This window comes from Streptomyces reniochalinae (assembly GCF_003323735.1).
In the GTDB taxonomy this organism is placed as follows: domain Bacteria; phylum Actinomycetota; class Actinomycetes; order Streptomycetales; family Streptomycetaceae; genus Streptomyces; species Streptomyces reniochalinae.
Map to the genome: position 1 here is coordinate 75369 of NZ_QOIM01000057.1, position 15102 is coordinate 90470.

The following is a 15102-nucleotide window of genomic DNA, read 5'->3' on the forward strand; positions in this document are numbered from 1 at the left end:
GGGTTCGCCGCTGGCGGGCGAGGTGAGCGGGAGGCACGCCGCCTGCGCCGCGACCGCCGAGTCTACTTGCCGCGCTGGCGGGTCAGGCTCCCCGCACTCCCCCCGGGGCCGCCGCCGTCCCTGCCGGACTTCCTGGGCGGGATCACCGGGCCGCGCCGCACCGAACCCGGGGCGTTCCACTGCTCGCGCCTGCGGGCCCGCTTCTTCGCGACCTCGGAGGACTCCAGCTGGTAGGGCACCGAGGTCACCATCACGCCTGGGGTGAACAGCAGCCTGCCCTTGAGCCGCAGTGCGCTCTGGTTGTGGAGCAGGTGTTCGTACCAGTGGCCGACCACGTACTCGGGGATGAAGACGCTGACGACGTCGCGGGGCTGTTCCTGGCGGAGTCGTTTGACGTAGTCGATGACGGGGCGCGAGATCTCGCGGTAGGGCGAGTCGAGGATGGTGAGGGGGATGTCGATGTCGCTCTCCTCCCACTCGCGGCGCAGCAGTTCCGTCTCGTCGTGGTCGACGTTGACGGTGACGGCTTCGAGGGTGTCGGAGCGCATCAGCTTGGCGTAGCGCAGGGCGCGCAGCGTGGGCCGGTGGATCTTGGAGACGAGTACGAACGAGTGAACGCGCGCGGGGCGCAGCTGCGGTTCGGCCGTCTCGTCGGCCGCCAGTTCCTCCGAGATCCGGTCGTAGTGGCGGCGGATGGCGGTCATCACGGCGAAGAAGAGGGCCATGCCCACCAGGGAGACCCAGGCACCGTGGCTGAACTTGGTCACCAGCACCACCACGAGCACCAGCCCTGTCAGGAACGCGCCGAAGGCGTTGATGGCGCGGGAGCGGTGCATGTGGCGGCGGCGGGCCGGGTCGCTCTCGGTGGTCAGCAGCCGGTTCCAGTGCCGGACCATGCCGGTCTGGCTGAGGGTGAAGGAGACGAAGACGCCCACGATGTAGAGCTGGATCAGCCGGGTGGAGTCGGCCTCGTAGACCACCACGAGTATCGCGGCGGCTCCGGCCAGCAGCACGATCCCGTTGGAGAAGGCGAGCCGGTCGCCCCTGGTGTGCAGCTGGCGCGGCAGGTAGCGGTCCTGGGCGAGGATCGAGCCGAGCAGCGGGAAGCCGTTGTAGGCGGTGTTGGCCGCCAGGAACAACACCAGCGCGGTGGCGGCGGCGAGGAAGACGAAGGGGGCCGTGCCGTCGCCGAAGACCGCGGCCGCGACCTGGGAGATCACCGGATTCTGGGTGTAGCCCTCCCCCGCGGGGTGCCCGTTGATCAGCAGGTCCTTGGCGGGGTTCTCCGCCATCTTCACGCCGGTGACCATGGCGAACGCGATGATGCCGCAGAACATGGTGACGGCGAGCCCGCCCATCAGGGCGAGGGTGGTCGCCGCGTTCCGCGGTTTGGGCTTGCGGAAGGCGGGCACGCCGTTGCTGATGGCCTCGACGCCGGTGAGCGCCGCGCAGCCGGAGGAGAAAGCGCGCAGCAGCAGGAACGCCAGTGCGAACCCGGCGATGCCGTGCTGCTCGGTGTGGATCTCGTAGTCCGCCGTGGGGGCGTGCATGTCGTCGCCCAGCAGGACGCCCCGCACCAGGCCCCAGATGATCAGGGCGAAGACACCGACGACGAAGCAGTAGGTGGGGACGGCGAACAGCTTGCCGGACTCGCGGACGCCGCGCAGGTTCATCAGGGTCAGCAGCACGATGACCGCGACCGCGCAGAAGGTCTTGTGTTCGACGACGAAGGGGATGGCCGAGCCGAGGTTCTCCACGCCGGAGGAGATGGAGACGGCGACGGTCAGCACGTAGTCGACCAGCAGCGCGCTGGCGACGGTCAGACCTGCTCTGCGTCCGAGGTTGGTGGTCGCCACCTCGTAGTCGCCGCCGCCGCTCGGGTAGGCGCGGACGTTCTGCCGGTAGGAGGCCACCACCGTGAACATCAAGACGACGACCGCCACGGCGATCCACGGGCTGAAGTTGTAGGCGGACACTCCCGCGACGGAGAGGACCAGCAGTACCTCGCCCGGGGCATAGGCGACCGAGGAGAGCGGGTCCGAAGCGAAGACGGGGAGGGCGACACGCTTGGGAAGCAGCGTCTCGCCGAGCCTGTCGCTGCGGAGCGCCCTCCCGAGGAGAAGTCGTTTCGGTACGTCGGTCATCCTGGACACGCAGAGGATCGTATGCGGTCAGTCGTGCGATGCTGAGACGGCCCGCTGTACGGGATGAAGGGACGGGCGTTGCACATTGTGATCATGGGCTGCGGACGAGTGGGAGCGGAACTCGCGCAGACCCTGGAGCAACAGGGCCACACGGTGGCGGTCATCGACCGGGACCCCACCGCCTTCCGGCGCCTCGGCTCGGGCTTCGGCGGCCGCAGGGTCACCGGCATCGGCTTCGACCAGGACACCCTGCGGGAGGCCGGGATAGAGGAGGCCGGGGCCTTCGCCGCGGTCAGCAGCGGCGACAACTCCAACATCATCGCCGCCCGCGTCGCACGTGAGATGTTCGGCACAGACCATGTGGCCGCCCGCATCTACGACCCCCGGCGCGCGGAGGTCTACCAGCGCCTGGGCATCCCGACGGTGGCGACCGTGCGGTGGACCGCCGACCAGATGCTGCGCCGGCTGCTGCCCTCGGGGGCCGAGCCGCTGTGGCGGGACCCCAGCGGTGCGGTGCAGCTCGCCGAGGTGCACACCTCGCCCGCCTGGGTCGGCCAGCGGGTGAGCAAGCTCCAGGACGAGGCCGGGGTGCGTATCGCCTTCCTCACCCGCCTGGGTGAGGCCGTGCTGCCCACCTCCCAGACGGTGCTGCAAGAGGGCGACCTCGTGCATGTGATGATGCGCTGCGGGGACATGGCCCGGGTCGAAGAAGTCTTTGCCGTAGGACCGGAATCGTGAGCGAAGCGAACAAGGGGAAAGCGGCATGAGGGTCGCTATTGCGGGGGCGGGCGCTGTCGGCCGGTCCATCGCGGGTGAGCTGCTGGAGAACGGGCACGAGGTCCTGCTGATCGACAAGGCGCCGACGGCGATCTCGGTCGAGCGGGTGCCCCAGGCCGAGTGGCTGCTGGCGGACGCGTGTGAGATCACCTCGCTCGACGAGGCCGCCCTGGAGCGCTGCCACACGGTGATCGCCGCGACCGGCGACGACAAGGTCAACCTGGTCGTCTCCCTGCTGGCCAAGACGGAGTACGGCGTCCCGCGCGTCGTGGCCCGCGTCAACAACCCGAAGAACGAGTGGCTGTTCAACGAGTCGTGGGGCGTGGACGTCGCCGTCTCGACGCCGCGCCTGATGTCGGCGCTCGTCGAGGAGGCCGTCAGCGTCGGCGATCTGGTGCGGCTGATGCGGTTCTCGCAGGGCGACGCCAACCTGGTCGAGCTGACGCTGCCGCCGGAGTCGACACTGGCAGGCGTGCGGGTCGGTGACGTCAACTGGCCGGAGGACACCTCGCTGGTCACCATCATCAGGGGCAACCGAGTGCTCACCCCCGACCGGGACGACGCGCTGGAGGTGGGCGACGAACTCCTCTTCGTGGCCGCGCCCGCGCGCGAGGAACAGCTGGAGGAACTGCTCTCGGCCCGCTCGTAGCGCGCCGGTGCCCGTACGGCGCGAGGGCGCGCGCCTCTGCCCGTACGACGCGAGGGCGCTCGCCATGTCCGGCGCGCGCCCGCGTCGGCGCCCAGGCGTGCGCCCACATCGGCTCTCGCGCGCCCGCGTCGGGCACTCCGCTCCCGGGCCCCGGCGTCGGCTCTCGGGCGTCCACGCCGACTACCGGCGGCCCCGTCCCGCTCGTGGCCGTCGCTCCTCCCCCGGGGTCCCCGGGCGCTCCAGGGGCCGTTACGGAGCCGGGAGGCGGACGGCAGACGGGTCCGGCGGACGGACCGCGGGCGGGGCGGGGAGCGGCGGGTCAGCGGCGGTGGCGGCCCGGGGTGCCGGCCTCGGCCGTGGCGGCCTTCGCCGCGGCCTTCTCGGCCTTGGCGGCCTCGTCCTCGGCTTCCATCTCGGCGATGACGTTGATCGGCGGGGGCGCCTTCGCCAGGAAGATCCACGTGAGGTAGACGGCCAGCAGGAACGGCGGGATCTTCAGCACGACCGTGACCCAGCCGAACTGGGTGGTGTCGCCCCAGAAGTAGAGCGGGAAGAGCACGGCCGACTTGCCGAGCAGGATGAAGCCCCAGGCGTAGCTGGCCTTCGTGTAGGCCTTCTTGCGGCCGGGGTTGCGCTTGCGCCAGGAGAGGTTCTCCTTGAACACGGGACCGAGCACCAGCCCGAGCAGGGGCACGCCCGCCAGTGACGTGACGATGTAGCCGAGCGCCAGGCCGAGCGTGTAGAGCATGCCCGGCAGGTAGAAGTCCTTGGCGTTGCCGGTCATCATCGCGAACAGCACGCCGAAGCCGACGCCGAAGATCCCGCTGAACGCGTGCTTGACCGTGTCCTTGCGCAGCAGCCGGACGACGACCATCACTCCGGAGATCACCAACGCGGTGATGGCGGCGGTGTGGAGGTCCTTGTTCACCGTGAACATCGCGATGAACACCAGGCCGGGGACGGTCGTCTCGATCAGCCCGCGCACCCCGCCGAACGCCTCGAACAGCGCGGCCTCCGTCACGGCCTGCGAGCCGCCCTCGGCCTGCGAGGCGCCCGTGTCGGCCGGCCGCTCGTCGTCGGTGCCGGTCGCGCCGGGCTCGACGGCCGGCCGGGCCGGGTCCGTCTGCTTGTCGGGAGGGGTCACCCGCTACTCCTGTCCGAGTGGTCGCAGCTCGTACTTGGGGTTGAACATCGCGGGACGGCCGTGGCTGGTGGTGATCCGTCCCCAGACGATCAGCTTGCGGCCCGGCTCGATGCCCGCGATGGAGCGGCGGCCCAGCCAGACGACGTCCAGTGGCGCCGAGCCGTCGAACAGCTCGGCCTCCAACGTGGGCACCCCGGCGCGCGGCCGCAGAGTCACGGTGCGCAGCGTACCCGTCACCCGCACCATGTCGCGGTCGCTGCACTCGGCAATCCGCGTGCAGCCGGTGTCCTCGGCTTCCTCACGCAGCTCGGCGGAGCGCAGGTCCTCCTCGGAGGAGGAGAGCCGTTCCAGGAAGCGTCGGAAGCGCCCGCTTCCCGTGCCCCGCTGCTCTCGGGTGGCGCCAGTCATAACCGCCAGGGTACCCGCCGGGAACCCCCGCTATTTCTCGAACCTGTACCCCATCCCCGCCTCTGTCACGAAGTGCCGCGGGTGCGCGGGGTCGGTCTCCAGTTTGCGGCGCAGCTGTGCCATGTAGACGCGCAGGTAGTTGGTCTCGGTGCCGTAGGAGGGGCCCCAGACCTCCCGCAGCAGCTGCTTCTGGCTCACCAGCCGGCCCGGGTTGCGGACCAGGGCCTCCAGCAGGTGCCATTCGGTGGGCGTGAGCCGCACGTCGCCGCCGTCGCGCCGCACCTTCTTCGCGGCCAGGTCCACCGTGAAGGTCTCGGTCTCGATGACGCCCGAGCCCTCGGGCATCCCGGCGGGCGGCTCGGACCTGCGCACGGCGGCCCGCAGCCGGGCCAGCAGCTCGTCCATGCCGAACGGCTTGGTGACGTAGTCGTCGGCGCCCGCGTCGAGCGCCTCGACCTTCTCGTCGCTGGTCTGGCGGGCGGAGAGGACCAGGATCGGTATGCGGGTCCAGCCGCGGATGCCGCGGATGACGTCCACGCCGTCCATGTCGGGCAGGCCCAGGTCGAGGATGACGACGTCGGGGTGGCGGTCGGCGGCCATACGCAGCGCGGTCGCGGCGTCGTGTGCGGCGTCCACCTCGTACTTGCGTGCCTTGAGGTTGATCACGAGGGCGCGGACGATCTGCGGCTCGTCGTCGACCACGAGCACCCGGTGCATGCTTGCTTCCTCTCGGTTTTCCGTTGTGGCGCTCAGAATCCGGAGCGCTGCTGCTGGCGTGCCCCGGAGCGCGGGTGGTGGGGCGCTGTGCCGGAGCGCGGCGGCTGGAGCGGCGCACCGGTGCGCTGTGCGGGGTGGCCAGGCGCGGCGTACGCGGGCGTGCGGGGGCGTGTGGGACCGCGGCCGTGTGCCGCGCGGAGCGTGAGCACCATGGTCATCCCTCCGCCCGGGGTGTCCTCGGCCTCCAGGCTGCCGCCCATCGCCTCGGCGAAGCCGCGGGCGACGGCGAGTCCGAGGCCCACTCCGGCGCCGCCCGGCGCGTCCCCGTAGCGCTGGAACGGCTCGAAGATGCGGTCCTTGTCGCTGTCGGGCACTCCGGGCCCCCGGTCGGTGACCCGTACCTCCACCCGGTCGGCCAGCGCGCTCGCCTTGATCAGCACCTTCTTGCCGTCGGGGCTGTACTTGACCGCGTTCTCCACCAGGTTGGCCACGGTCCGCTCCAGCAGGCCCGGGTCGACGGCGACCAGCGGCAGGGCCTCGGCCACGGCCAGTCTGACGCTGCCCTCCGGGACGCCGCCCAGCGCCTTGGGGACGACCTCTTCGAGGCTGATGTCCTTGATGAGGGGCCGCACCGTGCCGGTGTGCAGGCGAGACATGTCCAGCAGGTTGCCGACGAGGTTGTCCAGCTTGTCGGCGCCCTCCTCGATGGCGCCCAGCAGTTCCGCCTCGTCCTCCTTCGACCACTGCACGTCGTCGGAGCGCAGTGAGGAGACGGACGCCTTGATGGCGGCCAGCGGGGTGCGCAGGTCGTGGCTGACGGCGGCCAGCAGCGCGGTGCGGATGCGGTTGCCCTCCGCCAGCTCCCGCGCCTGTTCCGCCTCGCCCAGCAGCCGCTGCCGGTCGAGGACGCCGACGGCCTGCGCGGCGAAGGCGGCGAGCACCCTGCGGTCCTCGGCCGGCAGCACCCGCCCTGAGAGCACGAGCATCATGTGGTCGCCGACCGGCATGTCCGTGTCGCCGTCCTCGGGGCCGGCCGGCGGCTCGCCGCCGGCGACCGCGCCCACGCTGCCCGCGCACGTCCACGGTGCCCGTTCGTCGGCACGCTCCAACAGGGCCACGCAGTCCATGGCGAACGTCTCGCGCACCCTCTCCAGCAGCGCGTCCAGGCTCGGCCCGGGGCCGCCGTGCTCCTGCTGCGCCTCGCCGCGCAGGACGCTGCCTGCCAGCACGGAGAGGATCTCGGACTCGGCGCGCAGCCTGGCGGCCTGCTGGGTGCGGCGGGCCGCCAGGTCCACCACGGAGGCGACGGCGGCGGCCACGCCGAAGAAGACGGCCAGCGAGACGATGTTGCGTCCGCTGCTGATGGTCCAGGTGTGGACCGGATCGGTGAAGAAGTAGTTGAGCAGCGCCGAGCAGACGGCGGCCGAGACCAGCGCGGGCAACAGCCCGCCCACCATCCCCGCGGTCACCGTCAGCACCAAGAAGAGCAGAACGTCGTTGGCGAAGCCGACGTCCGGTTCGAAGGCCAGCATGAGGAGAGCCAGCAGCGCGGGGGCGCCGAACGCGGTCAGCCATCCTGCGACGACCCGGGCCCGGCCCAGCCGTGCCGCCCGCGACACGGGCAGCCCCCGGCCCCTGGCGACCTCCTCGTGGGTGACGATGTGCACGTCCAGGTCAGGGCCCGAGTCCCGCGCCACGGTCGCGCCCACGCCGGGTCCGAAGACGTACTGCCAGGTCTTGCGGCGCGAGGAGCCGAGCACGATCTGCGTGGCGTTGACACCCCGCGCGAACTCCAGCAGCGCCGGGGGGATGTCGTCCCCTATGACGTGGTGGTAGGTGCCGCCCAGGTCCTCGACGAGCGAGCGCTGGACGGCCAGTTCCTTGGGCGAGGCGGAGGTGAGGCCGTCGGCGCGAGAGATGTGCACGGCCAGGATCTCGCTGCCCGAGCCCTTGGCCGCCATGCGGGCGGCACGCCGGATGAGGGTGCGGCCCTCGGGGCCCCCGGTGAGGCCGACGACGATGCGTTCGCGGGCCTGCCAGGTGGAGCGTATGCGGTGCTCGGAGCGGTACTGCTGGAGGTACTCGTCGACCCGGTCGGCGGTCCACAGCAGCGCCAGTTCGCGCAGCGCGGTCAGGTTGCCGGGGCGGAAGTAGTTGGAGAGCGCGGCGTCGACCTTGTCCGGCGCGTAGATGTTGCCGTGCGCCATCCGGCGCCGCAGGGCCTGCGGCGACATGTCGACCAGCTCGATCTGGTCGGCGCGCCGCACCACCTCGTCCGGCACGGTCTCGCGCTGCCGGACCCCGGTGATCGACTCCACGACGTCGCCGAGGGACTCCAGGTGCTGGATGTTGACGGTGGAGACCACGTCGATGCCCGCGGCCAGCAGTTCCTCGATGTCCTGCCAGCGCTTCGCGTTGCGCGACCCGGGCACGTTGGTGTGCGCCAGCTCGTCCACCACGGCCACGGCGGGGCGGCGGGCCAGCACCGCGTCCGTGTCCATCTCGGTGAGCTGGGCGTCACGGTGGGTCAGAATCTGGTGCGGCACCTGTTCGAGGCCGTGCAGCAGCGCCTCGGTACGCGGCCTGTCGTGGTGCTCGGCGAATCCGACCACCACGTCGGTTCCCCGCTCCGTACGGCGGTGCGCCTCGGCCAGCACGGCGTAGGTCTTGCCGACCCCGGGCGCCGCCCCGAGAAAAACCCGCAGCTGACCCCGGTGCGGCTGGGCTCCAGACGACATGCCCCCATTGTCGCCGCTGCCGCCGTCTTCCCCTCCTCCGCGCGTCGGCTACCGCGTCAGGGTTCCGTAAGGATCGTGGGGCCCTGGTCCTCACCACCGGGTCCCGGTACGGCGGGCCGCGGGCCGGACGCCGCCGCACGGGCCGGGTCCCTCAGGGTGCCGTCGGCCAGCTCGACCACCCGGTCGGCGAGGTCCAGCAGGGTCGCGTCGTGGGTGGCCACCAGGGCGGTGACGGGTTCGCTGTCCTCACCCTCGCCGCGGACGACGGCGCGCAGCAGCTCCATCACGGCGTGCCCGGTCTCGGCGTCGAGCTGGCCCGTGGGCTCGTCGGCCAGCAGCAGCGCAGGGCGGTTCGCCAGCGCACGGGCGATGGCCACCCGCTGCTGCTGGCCTCCCGACAGCTCTTCGGGGCGCTGCCGGGCGTGGTCGCCGAGCCCGACCATGGCGAGCAGCAGCGCGACCCGCTCCTCCCGTTCGGCCGCAGGCAGCCTGCGCATCCGCATCGGAACGCCGACGTTCTCCGCTGCGGTGAGGACGGGCAGCAGGGCGAAGGACTGGAAGACGAAACCGATACGGTCGCGGCGCAGCGCCAGGCTGTCGCTCTCGCCGAGCGTCGCCAGGTCGGTGCCGTCGAGGGCGATCCGCCCCGCGTCGGGCGCGTCCAGGCCGCCCACCAGGTTGAGCAGCGTCGTCTTGCCCGAGCCCGAACGCCCCTTGACGGCGACCAGTTCACCGCGCGCGACGGTGAGGGAGACGCCGCGCAGCGCGTGCACGGCGGCCGGACCGCGCCCGTAGGTGCGGTGCACATCTGTGAGCTCGACCATGGGGTGTGTCAACGCGTCACCTGTGCGTGTGAGTTCGGGGGTGCGGGTCGGCGGGTCGCGCGTCAGTATGCGGGGGCTCGGAGGCGTGTGGCAATGGGCGCGGCCAGGGGCCCGCCCTGCCACCGTCTTGCGGGGCCGCGGCCTCGGCCGCGCCGAGCGCCGCGCGGGAGAACCCCGCACACGACGGCGGCCGGCGCCCTTTCGGGGGCCGGCCGCCGTCGGACGACAGGTGGAGGGAGGTCAGCGAACCTCGGAGATCTCCGGACCGCGCTGCAGCTTGTCGAGGCCACCCGCGAACCGGGAGCCCTCCTCGACCGTCTCCTGCTGCACCCCGTCAGGCACCATCTGCGCGTCCTGCGGCAGCTTCAGGACGATCGGGTCACGCGGCGCCATCGGGCCCTCACCGCGCACCACCACGGCGTCGCGGAAGATCTGCTCCAGCACGCCGGCGGCCTCCGGCTGCACCGCGCCCTGGCCGGAGATCACACCGCGCAGGAACCAGCGCGGGCCGTCCACGCCGACGAAGCGCACGACCTGCACCCCGCCCGTGCCGTCGGGCAGCTGCACCGGTACCTGCGCCCGCAGCTCCCAGCCCAGCGGGCCGTCGACCGCGTCGATGACACCGCCCTGCTGGGTGATGCCCGAAGCGATCTCCTCACGCACCTCGTCCCAGATGCCCTCACGCTTGGGCGCGGCGAAGGCCTGGAGCTGCACGGCGCTGTCCTGGAGGACGACGGTCGCGGCGACGATCGCGTCACCCGCGACCTCCACCCGCAGCTCCATGCCCTCGACCCCGGGGATGTACAGGCCGCCGAGGTCCACCCTGCCGGAGCCGGGGTCGCTGACCTCGTCGATGTCCCAGGGGCCGTCGGGGCGGGGTGCCGGGGGCAGCTTGACCCTGCTCTCCTCCGACGCGGCCTCTTCGGACTCCGCGGCGTCGGCCGGTTCGTCACGGGCGTCCTGCTCCTGTTCCGTCTCGAACTCGTCCGAGGTGCCCTCAGGCTCTTCGCTCTTCTTGCGACGACGTCCGAACACGTCACTGTCCTCTCAGGTCGGAAGCTCGATCAGCACCGACCGCAACGTAATCCTTCTGCTGTGCGGCTGTCTGCGGGGTGTCGCGCGGTTCCTCGGGCACGGCGGCGGCCCGCTCGGCGGGACGGGCCGCGTGGCCGCCCGTCGAGCCGAAGCCGCCCGCGGCGCGCGCTGAACCGGGCAACTGGTCGACCTCGCGGAAACGCACCTTCTCCACCTGCTGGACAACGAGTTGGGCGATACGGTCGAACCGCTCGAACCGCACGGACTCCCGCGGATCCAGATTGGCCACGATCACCTTGATCTCCCCACGGTACCCGGCATCCACCGTTCCCGGCGCATTCACCAACGCGACGCCGCAGCGGGCCGCGAGGCCGGACCGCGGGTGGACGAAGGCGGCGTAGCCGTCCGGGAGGGCGAGGGAGACGCCCGTGGGCAGCACGGTCCGCTCCCCCGGCGCCAACTCGGCGGCCTCGGTGGTCACCAGATCGCACCCGGCGTCGCCGGGGTGCTGGTAGGCGGGCAGGGGCACGTCGGGGTCCGTACGCCGGAGCAGCACCTCGACCGGCCGCCGCACGCCTCCGGGCATCTCGTCAGCCCCCAGCGCGCCATCGGCCCCGGGCACCTCGTCAGTCCCGGGCGCCCCATGAGCCACGTACGTCTCGTCCCGCGGGGGATCTTCGTCTGTCACGGGTTCACCTCGAAGGCGCGGGCGCGCCTGACCTGGTCGGGGTCGTCCATGGCCGCCTGGATCTCCTCGCTGCGGCCGTTGTCGATGAAGTGCTCGACCTTCACCTCGATGAAGACGGCGTCGGCGCGTACGGCCACCGGCCCGTCGGGGCCGCCTGTCCGGCCGGTCGCGCTGCAATAGATCTTGCGCCCGTGCACCGCCGTGACCTGCGCGTCGAGGTGCAGCACGGTGTCGACCGGGACGGGCAGCAGGAAATCGGTCTCCAGCCGTCCCGTCACGGCGATCACGTGCATCAGCCAGTTCAGCGAGCCGAGCGTCTCGTCCAGCGCGCTCGTCAGCACCCCGCCGTGGGCGAGGCCGGGAGCGCCCTGGTGCGCGGGTTTGACGGTGAACTCAGCGGTGACGCTCACGCCCTCCCCGGCGCGGGCCTCCAGGTGCAGGCCGTGCGGCTGACCCGCGCCGCAGCCGAAGCACATGTCGTAGTGGGCACCCAGCGCGGTGCCCGGGGCGGGGGCCTCGGCATGACGGACCGGTGCCACGGCGTCGGGCGGGGGCACCAGCGAGGTCTTCGGCGAACCGGGGGGATTGACTGCACTCACGGGTGCAGACCCTACCGCCGCGCGGGGGACGCCGGGACGCCGTGCCAAGCTGGAGACATGCCTCCCGCGCCCGCGCCCTACGACGAACGCCTGACAGCTCCCCGTTCCTGGTGGCTGATCGCCGCCGGAGTCGGCGTGGGCTGCGCCCTGATGCTCTTCCCGTTCGGCGTGCTGCCGCTGCTGTGCGCACTGGTGGGCGGCGCCGCCCTGGCCGCCGTGTGCGTGAGCGCCTACGGCGGCGTGCGGGTGCGGGTGGTGGCGGGGTCCCTGGTCGCGGGCGAGGCGAAGATCCCGGTCACGGCGCTGGGCGAGGCCGAGCCGCTCGACGAGGAGGAGACCCGCGCCTGGCGCACGTACAAGGCGGACACCCGCGCCCACATGGTGCTGCGGGGTTACGTGCCCACGGCGGTGCGGATCGAGGTCACCGACCCGGAGGATCCGACACCGTACGTGTACGTCTCCACGCGTCACCCTCGGGAGCTGGCCGCAGCGGTGCGTGCCGCCAGGGAGGCCGCGCGGCCCTGACAGAGCGCTCTGAGGACACTGCGGAGGCGTTCGGGGAGCGGCACGGTCCGTTGGGATCCGCACCGAGGAGTCAGGCCGCGGGACCGCGGCGCAGGTCCGCGCGGACGCGGGCGGCGAGCTTCGCGGTGTCCTGTCGGTTCAGGTGGGCGCCGACGGCCGCACCGACCAGGAACGGGGTCAGGTTCGGCAGGTTGCGCAGCGTGCGCTTCATGACCTGCTGCCGCAGCCGGCGGCGGAGCTGCCCGCCCATGGCCGCGTCCACGGTGGCGGGCCTGGCCAGATCGATGCCGCGCTCGCCGGTCCAGGCGCTCAGATACGCCATCGCCCGCTCGCGCCTGCCGCCCGGGGCGCGCCGTCCGTAGACCTCGTGCAGCTCGGCGATGAGCTTGAGCTCGACACCGGCGACACCGACGATCTCGGCAGCCAGCTCGGCGGGCATGGCCGGCGGTACGGGCATCATGGCCGCGGCACCGACGCCGGCGCCGACGGTGGCCGAGCTCTTGGTGGCTCCGGCGACCAGCTTGTCGGCCAGCTCCTCGGTGCCCAGGCCGGGAAACTGTGTGCGCAGGGTGTCCAGATTCCGCACCGGCACACGCGGCGCGGTCTCGATGACGCGGTCCGCGACGACGCGCAGGAAGGCGCGTGTACGGCGCCCCGGCGCGCGCCGCGACCGCTTGTGGTGCTCGTTGCTCTCGGACAGCGCTGCGCCGTCCGCCGTGCCGTCCCCGTACGGCACGAGCGAGGCCGACCGGTCATGAGGGCCCCGCTCGTCGTCACGTGCGTCGTCGACCGCCACGAGCAGCAGTCCGCCCGGTCAGGCCGCGCAGTCGCGGCAGATCGGCTGGCCGTTCTTCTCCGCCGCGAGCTGCGAGCGGTGGTGCACGAGGAAGCACTCCATGCACGTGAACTCGTCGGCCTGGCGGGGCAGCACGCGGACGGACAGCTCCTCGTTGGAGAGGTCCGCGCCGGGAAGCTCGAGACCCTCGGCCTGCTCGAACTCGTCCACGTCGACATTGGTCGCGGACTTGTCGTTCCGCCGGGCCTTCAGCTCCTCGATGCTGTCTTCGTTGACATCGTCGTCGGTCTTGCGTGGAGTGTCGTAATCCGTAGCCATTTCGCTCTCCCCCTCTGGGTGTCTTTGGTGTCTCCAGCGCACGTAACGCGTGAGAGGCCGGACTTGTGCCCGGCCCGAGGCGGAGATTTTGCCTCACATCAAGGTCTGTTACTCAATCGACACCCAACCGCACCCCTGAAGAGGTGATCACGTCGGCTGTCGAGGAGGACCATAAACGGTCCCCGGTAGCGCTCCGCACACGCCATCCCGGGTACTGCCCACGATCTCCACCTGCGGAAACCTGGACTTTCCCGGATTTCTTCCCGCCTGGAGGACACAGTGTGCACACCCCCGGAAATTCGCGTGTGTGATCGATCACAGCGCCTCCGCAACCGGAGCGGAAGCCGCCGGTTTCCGCGAGGGACGAGCCCCGCCTCGGTCGCCCTCAGTCCCGCTCCGTCACGTTCGTCACCCCCACGGTCCTCTCTTCGTGACAGCCTCACCGGCTCTTCGTGAGCCTCACAGCGGCAGCGTCACCCGCATGACGAGGCCGCCCTCCTCGCGCGGCACGGCCGAGACCGTGCCGCCGTGCGCCCGCGCCACCGAACGCACGATCGACAACCCGAGCCCGACCCCCTTGTCGCTGCCCGTCCGCTCCGTACGCAGACGCCGGAACGGCTCGAAGAGGTTGTCCACCTCGTAGGCCGGGACGACGGGGCCGGTGTTCTCGACCACCAGGACCGCCCACCCCGGCTGGGCCTCCGTACCGACCGAGACCCATCCACCGTCACGCAGGTTGTAGCGCACGGCATTCTGCACCAGATTCAGGGCGACCCGCTCCAGCAGTACCCCGTTGCCCTGCACGTATGTGGGCTGACGCACCCCGCGCAGCTCCACCCCCTTGGTGTCCGCCTCCCCGCGGGCCTGCTCCACGGCCTGCGAGGCGACCTCCGCGAGATCCACGGGCTTCCGGTCCACCAGCTCGTTCTCGCTCCGCGCGAGCAGCAGCAGGCCCTCCACCAGCTGCTCGCTGCGCTCGTTGGTGGCCAGCAGCGTCTTGGCGAGCTGCTGGAGCTCCGGGGACCCGTCGGGGTCGGCGAGCTGCACCTCCAGGAGCGTCCGGTTGATCGCCAGCGGGGTGCGCAGCTCGTGCGAGGCGTTGGCCACGAACCGCTGCTGCGCCGTGAAGGCCCGGTTGAGCCGGTCCAGCATCTCGTCGAAGGTGTCGGCCAGCTCCTTGAGCTCGTCGTCCGGGCCCTCCAGCTCGATCCGCTTGTGCAGGTCGGACCCCGCCACCTGGCGGGCCGTACGCGTGATGCGGCCCAGCGGCGAGAGCACCCGGCCCGCCATCACGTACCCGAAGGCGAACGCGGCCACCGCGAGACCCAGCAGGGCCAGCAGGGAGCGCCGCAGCAGCCCGTCCAGGGCGATTCTGCGCTGGGCGTCCAGGCAGGCGGAGAGACGGTCCATGAAGGCGTCGCTGGGCAGCGTCCCGGTCAGCCCCGGGCACCGGTCGGAGGTGGGCTGGGTCTTCCCGCTGAGGATGCGGAAGGGCAGCTCGCTGAGGTTGTCCATGGCCTGCGCCGCCAGCAGGTAGATGATCGCCAGCAGCAGCATGCCGGCGATCAGGAACATGCCGCCGTACAGCAGGGTGAGCCGTATCCGGATGGTCGGCCGCAGCCAGGGCGACGGGCGGGGCGTCTCGCGCGGGTCCCAGTTCGGTTTGGGCGGCGTGCGGGGCGCCGAGGGGGCGCCGCCGCCCCAGTCGGACCCCGTCGGGGTAGGGGAGGTAGCCATCGA

At 71.7% G+C, this 15102-nt stretch carries 15 protein-coding genes; 3 read left to right on the top strand and 12 right to left on the bottom strand.

What is annotated here, in order from left to right:
* Nucleotides 1-62 precede the first annotated feature (62 nt).
* The gene (locus DQ392_RS33090; protein WP_181856675.1) at nt 63-2153 is read right to left on the bottom strand and encodes an APC family permease; all 2091 of its coding nucleotides are present in this window, start codon (nt 2151-2153) and stop codon (nt 63-65) included.
* Between the two features lie 69 nt (nt 2154-2222).
* On the opposite strand from DQ392_RS33090, the gene DQ392_RS33095 reads away from it, so the two are divergent.
* Both DQ392_RS33095 and DQ392_RS33100 read left to right on the top strand, forming a co-directional pair.
* Nucleotides 2223-2882, top strand: a complete 660-nt coding sequence (locus DQ392_RS33095; RefSeq protein ID WP_114019484.1) for a potassium channel family protein — start codon at nt 2223-2225, stop codon at nt 2880-2882.
* 25 nt (nt 2883-2907) lie between these two features.
* Complete coding sequence (locus DQ392_RS33100; protein WP_114019394.1) at nt 2908-3570, top strand: potassium channel family protein; 663 nt, start codon at nt 2908-2910, stop codon at nt 3568-3570.
* Between the two features lie 319 nt (nt 3571-3889).
* Here DQ392_RS33100 and DQ392_RS33105 read toward each other — a convergent pair whose 3' ends face one another.
* The 8 genes from DQ392_RS33105 to DQ392_RS33140 form a co-directional block, all read right to left on the bottom strand.
* Nucleotides 3890-4714 carry a DUF3159 domain-containing protein gene (locus DQ392_RS33105; RefSeq protein WP_114019395.1) on the bottom strand — a complete coding sequence of 275 codons (825 nt, stop codon included), beginning with the start codon at nt 4712-4714 and terminating at the stop codon, nt 3890-3892.
* Between the two features lie 3 nt (nt 4715-4717).
* Nucleotides 4718-5122: an OB-fold nucleic acid binding domain-containing protein gene (locus tag DQ392_RS33110; RefSeq protein ID WP_114019396.1), complete on the bottom strand. Its 405-nt coding sequence runs from the start codon at nt 5120-5122 to the stop codon at nt 4718-4720.
* A 30-nt stretch (nt 5123-5152) separates the two neighbouring features.
* The gene (locus tag DQ392_RS33115) at nt 5153-5839 is read right to left on the bottom strand and encodes a response regulator (RefSeq protein ID WP_114019397.1); all 687 of its coding nucleotides are present in this window, start codon (nt 5837-5839) and stop codon (nt 5153-5155) included.
* 32 nt (nt 5840-5871) lie between these two features.
* Nucleotides 5872-8577, bottom strand: a complete 2706-nt coding sequence (locus DQ392_RS33120) for an ATP-binding protein (RefSeq protein ID WP_245982287.1) — start codon at nt 8575-8577, stop codon at nt 5872-5874.
* A 56-nt stretch (nt 8578-8633) separates the two neighbouring features.
* Nucleotides 8634-9401 (bottom strand): ABC transporter ATP-binding protein, encoded by a 768-nt coding sequence (locus DQ392_RS33125; protein ID WP_114019398.1) that lies wholly within the window; start codon nt 9399-9401, stop codon nt 8634-8636.
* 240 nt (nt 9402-9641) lie between these two features.
* Nucleotides 9642-10436, bottom strand: coding sequence for a DUF3710 domain-containing protein (locus DQ392_RS33130; RefSeq protein ID WP_114019399.1), 795 nt, complete (start codon nt 10434-10436; stop codon nt 9642-9644).
* A 1-nt stretch (nt 10437) separates the two neighbouring features.
* A complete protein-coding gene (gene dut, locus DQ392_RS33135; RefSeq protein ID WP_425470691.1) occupies nt 10438-11022 on the bottom strand; it encodes a dUTP diphosphatase in 585 nt (194 codons plus the stop codon).
* A gap of 98 nt (nt 11023-11120) precedes the next feature.
* The gene (locus DQ392_RS33140) at nt 11121-11723 is read right to left on the bottom strand and encodes a PaaI family thioesterase (RefSeq protein ID WP_114019400.1); all 603 of its coding nucleotides are present in this window, start codon (nt 11721-11723) and stop codon (nt 11121-11123) included.
* 57 nt (nt 11724-11780) lie between these two features.
* Here DQ392_RS33140 and DQ392_RS33145 point away from each other — a divergent pair, with 57 nt between their 5' ends.
* On the top strand, nt 11781-12248 hold the full coding sequence (locus tag DQ392_RS33145) for a DUF3093 domain-containing protein (protein ID WP_114019401.1): 468 nt from the start codon (nt 11781-11783) through the stop codon (nt 12246-12248).
* Between the two features lie 70 nt (nt 12249-12318).
* Here DQ392_RS33145 and DQ392_RS33150 read toward each other — a convergent pair whose 3' ends face one another.
* From DQ392_RS33150 to DQ392_RS33160, 3 genes are all read right to left on the bottom strand, one after another.
* On the bottom strand, nt 12319-13044 hold the full coding sequence (locus tag DQ392_RS33150; protein WP_114019402.1) for a hypothetical protein: 726 nt from the start codon (nt 13042-13044) through the stop codon (nt 12319-12321).
* 18 nt (nt 13045-13062) lie between these two features.
* Nucleotides 13063-13362 (bottom strand): DUF4193 domain-containing protein, encoded by a 300-nt coding sequence (locus tag DQ392_RS33155; protein WP_114019403.1) that lies wholly within the window; start codon nt 13360-13362, stop codon nt 13063-13065.
* Nucleotides 13363-13821: 459 nt separating this feature from the next.
* Entirely contained in the window at nt 13822-15099 is a 1278-nt protein-coding gene (locus DQ392_RS33160; protein WP_114019404.1) for a sensor histidine kinase, read from the bottom strand.
* Between the last annotated feature and the right edge of the window lie 3 nt (nt 15100-15102).

What these genes read in the sequence shown, in the direction of transcription:
- DQ392_RS33100 (WP_114019394.1), top strand. Translation starts at nt 2,908, where the DNA reads ATGAGGGTCGCTATTGCGGGGGCGGGCGCTGTCGGCCGGTCCATCGCG.
- DQ392_RS33110 (WP_114019396.1), bottom strand. Translation starts at nt 5,122, where the DNA reads ATGACTGGCGCCACCCGAGAGCAGCGGGGCACGGGAAGCGGGCGCTTC.
- DQ392_RS33115 (WP_114019397.1), bottom strand. Translation starts at nt 5,839, where the DNA reads ATGCACCGGGTGCTCGTGGTCGACGACGAGCCGCAGATCGTCCGCGCC.
- DQ392_RS33120 (WP_245982287.1), bottom strand. Translation starts at nt 8,577, where the DNA reads ATGTCGTCTGGAGCCCAGCCGCACCGGGGTCAGCTGCGGGTTTTTCTC.
- DQ392_RS33125 (WP_114019398.1), bottom strand. Translation starts at nt 9,401, where the DNA reads ATGGTCGAGCTCACAGATGTGCACCGCACCTACGGGCGCGGTCCGGCC.
- dut (WP_425470691.1), bottom strand. Translation starts at nt 11,022, where the DNA reads ATGCCCGGAGGCGTGCGGCGGCCGGTCGAGGTGCTGCTCCGGCGTACG.
- DQ392_RS33145 (WP_114019401.1), top strand. Translation starts at nt 11,781, where the DNA reads ATGCCTCCCGCGCCCGCGCCCTACGACGAACGCCTGACAGCTCCCCGT.
- DQ392_RS33155 (WP_114019403.1), bottom strand. Translation starts at nt 13,362, where the DNA reads ATGGCTACGGATTACGACACTCCACGCAAGACCGACGACGATGTCAAC.
- DQ392_RS33160 (WP_114019404.1), bottom strand. Translation starts at nt 15,099, where the DNA reads ATGGCTACCTCCCCTACCCCGACGGGGTCCGACTGGGGCGGCGGCGCC.